Raw genomic sequence first — 6,417 nt, 5'->3', positions numbered from 1 at the left:
GATTGAAGGACAGATTGCCCCAGAGTTTTATCCAGATCTCCGAGCGGATGTCCTCGCGCACCGGCGCCTGCAGTCCGGCTTTGACCATCTCGCGCGCCAGCGCGGTTACGCGCTCGCTCTTTTCGCCGGACGGCTCGCCAAGCGAGAACCGCGTACCCTCGACATGGCGGATCAGGCCGGGGGCATCGACCTCCGCGGCGGGATAGACGACGGAGCCGATGACGCGCTGCGGGCCGATGCGCTGCCAGATCGTGCCGCCGGGATCGACCGCCTGGATGCGCGTGCCTTCGAGCGCGCCGCCGGCCTTGTAGAAGTACCACCAGGGCACGCCGTTCTGCATGGTGACGACCGCTGTCTCCGGTCCAAGCAGCGGTGCGATCTGGTCGAGCGCCGGCGCCAGCGAATGGGCCTTCAGCGCCAGCACGACATAGTCCTGCACGCCGAGCTCTTCCGCGCGGGCGGCCGCCCTCACTGGCGCGGCAATCTCGCTCTCGCCCTCGATCAGCCTGAGGCCATCGGCCTTGATCGCCTCGAGATGCGCGCCGCGCGCCACGACCGACAGATCGACTGTGCCTGCGGCTGCCAGCTTGGCGGCGAGATAGCCGCCGATGGCGCCGGCGCCGAACACGGTGACGCGCATCAGCCGAGCCCGAGTTTTGCCGCGAGACCGATGCGCTGCAATTTTCCCGTCGCGCCCTTCGGGATCTCGTCCAGGATCAGCACCTTGCGCGGCACCTTGAAATCGGCGAGCCGAGTCGACGCAAAGCCGCGTATGTCGGACTCGCTGGCGCTCTGGCCTTCGCGCAGCACGACTGCGGCCGCGACCTCTTCGCCGAGCTTGTCGTGCGGCATGGCGAAGGTGACGACCTGCGCCACCGCCGGATGGTCCATCAGCACGCCGTCGACCTCAAGCGGCGAGATCTTCTCGCCGCCGCGATTGATGATCTCCTTCAGCCGGCCGGTGACGCGCAGATAGCCATCCTCGTCGAGCACGCCCTGGTCGCCGGTATGGAACCAGCCGTGGGCGAAGGCGCTGGCGTTGGCGTCGGGATTCTTCTCGTAGCCTGCGGTGACGTTGGGGCCGCTAATGACGATCTCGCCGGTCTCGCCGGCGTCAAGCAGCCGTCCGTCCGGCGCCATGACAGCTACGTCCGGTCCGGCCGCGGCGCCGACGCTGCCCGGCTTGCGCTGGCCTGGCGGCAGGCGGTTGGACGCCATCTGATGCGCGGCCTCGGTCATGCCGTAGGATTCGATCACCGGGCAGCCGAAGGTCGCCTCCAGCTCGGCCATCACCTGCGCCGGCAAGGACGCGGAGGACGAGCGGATGAAGCGCAGCGGTGCCGCCGCAAGCGCTTCCGCATTGCGCGCGGCGCGCGGCAGGATCGCCTGATGCATGGTCGGCACCGCCGTGTACCAGCTCGGCTTTGCCTCGCCCAGCCAGTGGAAGAAGCGTAGCGCATTGAAGCCCGGCGTGCAGAAGACGCTGCCACCGGCGGCGAGCGAGGACAGCACAGCCGCGATCAGCCCGTGAATGTGGAAGAGCGGCATGATGTTGAGGCAGCGATCGGCCGAGGTCAGGCCGAGCGTCGCGCCGATATGCGCGGCCGAGGCGGCAAGATTGGCATGGCTTAATGGCACCAGCTTCGGGCGCGAGGTGGTGCCGGAAGTGTGGAGAAGCAGCGCGATGTCGCCGTCCGCTGCCAATCCCGACGCGACGGGCGGGCCGACCGGATCGCCTTCGATGGCGAAGCTGCCGGCGGGCGCGTCATCCGGCGGCAGCAACCGCAGCACGCGGATGCCGAGACGCTCGGCGACTTCGACCGCCGGCCCGTGCTCATCCCTGGCAACCAGAATCGCCCTGGCGCCGATGTCCGAGAGATAGAAATCGAGCTCGTCGGCCCGGTAGGCCGGATTGAGCGGAGCAGTCGAGGCCGCCGCCGCTACGGCGAGGAAGGCGGCCGCCATCTCCGGTCCGTTCGGCAGCACGATGGCCACGCGGTCGCCACGGCCGAGGCCGAGCGCATTCAGCTTCGCGACCGTCTCGCGGATCAGCCGGCGCAGCCCGCCATGGGTGAGCGTCGGCCTGTCAGGGGCCGAAACAGCCGGCGCGTCAGCGGCGCCGGGGGCGAGGCGGTGCGCAAGGTCCACGGTGTCAGCGGTATTGGTCATGGTCACCGACTATCTTTCCAGCCTGCAAAAATCCAGCCGAGCGGCAGCACACAATCGTGAAGCCGCCGGCATCAGTATCCGAGCGCCATTCCATCCTTGCGCGGATCGGAAGCGCCGGTCAGCGTTCCCTTCTCCCAGTCGATCAGCACGGCCTGCCCGCCGCCCAGCGGGTGATCCGGCTCCACCACCTGATGGCCGCGCCGGCGAAGGCCTTCAACTGTGTCGGGACGGACGTTTCGCTCCGCCTCGACGACGTCGTGATTGTAGAAGACGCGCGGCGCGTCCAGCGCCTGCTGCGGGTCCATGCCGAAGTCGATCATATTGGTCAAAAGATGGACATGGCCGAAAGGCTGGTAGCCGCCGCCCATGACGCCGAACGGCATCACCGCGCGGCCGTCCTTCGTCATCATGCCCGGCATGATGGTGTGCATCGGCCGCTTGCCGGGCGCTATCGCGTTCGGATGTTTCGGATCGAGCCGGAAGCTGGTGCCCCTGTTCTGCAGCACGACGCCGGTCTTTGGGCTGACGACGCCGCTGCCGAAGGAATAGTAGGTCGAGTTGATGAAGCTGACGGCGTTCAAGTCACGGTCGACGACGGAGATGTAGACCGTGTCGCTGCCCGGCAGATCGAGGCGCGGCAAATCGGTCATGGCGCGTTCGCGGTCGATGGCGGCGCGCAGCCGGTCGGCATAGACGGCGGACAAAAGCTCTTTCACCGGGACGGCGACATGATCCTGGTCGCCGAGAAATGTATCACGGTCGCGGTAAGCCAGCCGCCCGGCCTCGATCTCCAGATGCAGGCGCTCGGCGCCATTGGGGTCGAGCCCGCCAAGCTCAAAACCGGAGAGCACGTTCAACATCAAAAGCGCGGTCAGGCCCTGATTGTTCGGCGGCATCTGATGGATGCCGTAGCCCTTGTAGGAGATGCCAACCGGGGCCTTGTAGTCGCCCTTGGTCGAAGCGAAATCGTCGAGCGTGTGCAGCCCGCCGAGCTGGCGCAAGCGACCGACGATGTCCTCGGCCACCGCACCCTCGTAGAAGCCGGCACGGCCTTTCCTGGCGATGATGCGCAGCGTTTCGGCAAGCTCCGGCTGGCGATGGACGTCGCCGGCCCTGGGTGGTTTGCCGCCGGGCAGGAAGATGCGCGCCGCGACCTCGTCGGCCGACAGATCGGTCTCGGGATCTTTCCAGTCGAAGGCGACGCGGTCGTGCACGACATAGCCGTTTTCGGCATAGTGGATCGCCGGCGCCAGCGCGTCGGCGATGCCCTTGCGGCCATGATCCTCCAGCAGCCTGCACCAGGCGTCGACGGCCCCCGGAATGGTGACCGCATGCGGGCCCTGCTTCGGCAATTCGCTGAAGCCCTTCTCCAGATACCAGTCGACGGTCGCCGCCGCCGGCGCCCTGCCCGAGCCGTTGAAGGCGAGCACCTCGCCCTGGCCTTTCGGACAGTAGAGGACGAAACAGTCGCCGCCGATGCCGGTCGACTGCGGCTCGACCACGGCCTGCACGGCGGCGGCGCAGACGGCGGCGTCCATCGCATTGCCGCCGGAGCGCAGCATCTCGATCGCGGCGAGGGTCGAGAGCGGATGCGAGGTCGCGGCCATGGCTTCGGTGGCGCGGACCGGCGAGCGGCCGGGAAACTGAAAATCACGCATGCTGTTACGGTATCCCTGCATTCAACGTCCGCGGCCGAAAAGCTGAGCGGCGGACAACAAGACGATCGATAGCACGATCAGGCAAGTCGAAATGGCGGCAATGGTCGGATCGATCTGGTCGCGCAGCGCATTGAACATGCGGCGCGTCAGCGTCGTGGTTTCGCCGCCGGAGATGAACAGCGAAACCACCACCTCGTCGAAGGAGGTGATGAAGGCAAACAGCGCGCCCGACACGATCGAGAAGCGGATTTGCGGCATCGTCACCTGAAGGAAGGCGGAGAAGCGGTTGGCGCCGAGGCTGCGCGCCACCTTCTCCTGGCTCATGTCGTAGGACCGCAGGCCGGAAACAACGGTCAGCACCACCAGCGGCAGGGCCTGCACAGTGTGAGCGATGACGAGGCCGGTCAGCGTGTTGTTGAGGCCGATGCGGGCGTAGAGGAAGAAGGTGCCGATGCCGATCAGGATGACCGGGATGATCAGCGAGGCGGTGAGCAGCGCGTTGATGGCGCCGGTCAGCCGAAGCGTGCCGGCATTGATGGCATAGGCGGCGGCGGTGCCGAGCGGCGTCGCCACGATCATCGTCATCACAGCGACCTTCACCGAAACGACGGTGGCATCGCGCCATTCGACCGAACCGAAATAGCTCTCGTACCAGCGCAGCGACCATTGCTCGGGCGGGAACTGCAGCAGCGTCGAGCCGGAAAACGACATGATGACGATGATGACCGACGGCGCGATCAGGAACAGCAGGACCAGCGCTCCGAGCGCATAGAGCCAGAGCCGTTGCCGGTGCGATATGGGCAGGGCATTTTCCATGCTCATCGCGAGCTCCAGACGCCGGTGGCGCGCGCGCCGAGCAGCCATTGGAACAGGCCGAGCAGGGCGAGCGTGACGGCAAGCAGAACGACGCCGAGTGCGGCGCCCGCGCCCCAGTTGGAATAGAGGCTGGTGGTCTGCTCCATGCGCATCGCCCACATGATGACCTTGCCGCCGCCCATCAATGCCGGCGTGACGAAAAAGCCAAGGCAGAGCACGAAGACGATGACCACGCCCGAGGCGAGGCCGGGCAGCGACAGCGGGAAGAATATCTGCCGGAAAGTGGCGGCCGGGCTGGCACCGAGATTCATGCCGGCGCGCAGGCAATCGATGTCGATCGTCTTCATCGAGGCGTAGAGCGGCAGCACCAGAAACGGCAGCATGATGTGGGTCATGCCGATAATGACGCCGGCGAAATTGTTGGCGAGCGGCAGCGGCTGGCTAATGACGCCGAGGTCGATCAGCCAGCTGTTGATCAGGCCCTTGCGCTGCAGGATGACCAGCCAGGCATAGGTGCGCACCAGCACCGAGGTCCAGAACGGCAGGATGACCAGGATCAGGCAGATCGAGGCCGCGCGGCGCGGCAGTTGCGACAGCATGTAGGCCAGCGGATAGCCGAGCACGACGCAGGCGCCGGTGACGGCGAAGGCAACCTTGAAGGTGGTGAGGAAGGTCTTGATGTAGGAGGGCTGCTGGAAGAAGCACGCGTAGTTCGAAGCGCTCAGCGCGCCGGTCTCGTCGAACAGCGACAGCCAGAACAGCCAGCCGATCGGCACGATGATGACGGCGAAGACGAGCAGCAGGCCGGGCGACAGCAGCGCCAGCAGCCCGAAGGATTCGCGGCGCGCATCGGCATGCAACGCATCGGCGTTGAGCGGCGGGGCGCCGGCATGGGGCAGTATGGCGGATTGCACGCTCATCAGTCCGCCGCCACCAGCACCACATCCTCGGCATCGATACCGAGATTGACCGGCTCGCCGGGCCTTGGCAGCTTTGCCAGCACGTCACTGCGGCAATAGTCGCGCAGCGTCACCTGGCGCCCGTCTCGCAGAGTGGCATAGCAAGCGAAACTGTCGCCCTGGTAGATGACGTCGCCGACGGTCGCCGGGATCACATTGATGCTACCCGCCGGCTGAGCGTCGGCGACGAGGCGCAACTTTTCCGGCCGCACCACCATCAGATGGCAGCCGGCGGCTGGCGCCGCAGAGGTCATGCGGATCTTCCTGTCCTCATACCAGACGCTGCCGTTGCGGCTTTCGACCGGGATGAATTTGGAATCGCCGATGAAGCCGGCGACGAAGCGCGTTTTGGGCGCGGCGTAGAGCACTTCCGGCCTGTCGATCTGCTCGATGCAGCCGGCGTTCATGACGGCGATGCGATCCGACATGGTGATCGCCTCGCGCTGGTCGTGGGTGACGTAGACAGTCGTCATGCCCAGCCGGCGATGCAGATTGCGCAATTCGATCTGCATGTGCTCGCGCAGGCTCTTGTCCAGGGCCGAAAGCGGCTCGTCCATCAGGACGATGCGTGGCTCGAAGACGATGGCGCGGGCCAGCGCCACGCGCTGCCGCTGGCCGCCGGAAAGCTGGTCGACGCGGCGCTCGCCGAGCCCTTTCAACTGCACGAGGTCCAGCGCCTTTTCGACGCGCTCGGCCGTCTCCGCCGTCGAGACGCGGCGCTGCTTCAACGGAAAGGCGATGTTGTGGAAGACATTCATATGCGGGAACAGCGCATAGTTCTGGAACACCATGCCGATGTTGCGCCGGTGCGGCGG

General features: G+C 66.4%; 6 protein-coding genes. All 6 read right to left on the bottom strand.

The features are described 5' to 3' along the window. The coding region (locus EN780_RS24910) for a 2-dehydropantoate 2-reductase (protein ID WP_133372704.1) at nucleotides 1-640 on the bottom strand (640 nt) is incomplete at its 3' end. Continuing rightward, on the bottom strand, nucleotides 640-2,169 hold the full coding sequence (locus tag EN780_RS24905) for an acyl--CoA ligase (RefSeq protein WP_128275605.1): 1,530 nt from the start codon (nucleotides 2,167-2,169) through the stop codon (nucleotides 640-642). The genes EN780_RS24905 and EN780_RS24910, both read right to left, overlap by 1 nt. 71 nt (nucleotides 2,170-2,240) lie before the next feature. Further along, nucleotides 2,241-3,827: a gamma-glutamyltransferase gene (gene ggt, locus EN780_RS24900; RefSeq protein WP_127287003.1), complete on the bottom strand. Its 1,587-nt coding sequence runs from the start codon at nucleotides 3,825-3,827 to the stop codon at nucleotides 2,241-2,243. Between the two features lie 21 nt (nucleotides 3,828-3,848). After that, nucleotides 3,849-4,649, bottom strand: a complete 801-nt coding sequence (locus tag EN780_RS24895; protein WP_128275604.1) for an ABC transporter permease — start codon at nucleotides 4,647-4,649, stop codon at nucleotides 3,849-3,851. After that, on the bottom strand, nucleotides 4,646-5,563 hold the full coding sequence (locus tag EN780_RS24890; RefSeq protein ID WP_128275603.1) for an ABC transporter permease: 918 nt from the start codon (nucleotides 5,561-5,563) through the stop codon (nucleotides 4,646-4,648). Before EN780_RS24890 ends, EN780_RS24895 begins: the two co-directional genes overlap by 4 nt. Beyond that, nucleotides 5,563-6,417, bottom strand: an 855-nt coding sequence (locus tag EN780_RS24885) for an ABC transporter ATP-binding protein (RefSeq protein ID WP_133372703.1), incomplete at its 5' end; no start/stop codon positions are given. The genes EN780_RS24890 and EN780_RS24885, both read right to left, overlap by 1 nt.

Source organism: Mesorhizobium sp. M4B.F.Ca.ET.089.01.1.1 (genome assembly GCF_004022605.1).
Classification (GTDB): domain Bacteria; phylum Pseudomonadota; class Alphaproteobacteria; order Rhizobiales; family Rhizobiaceae; genus Mesorhizobium; species Mesorhizobium abyssinicae.
Note: the sequence above shows the minus strand (reverse complement) of the source record. Positions and strands in the feature narration are given on the sequence as shown.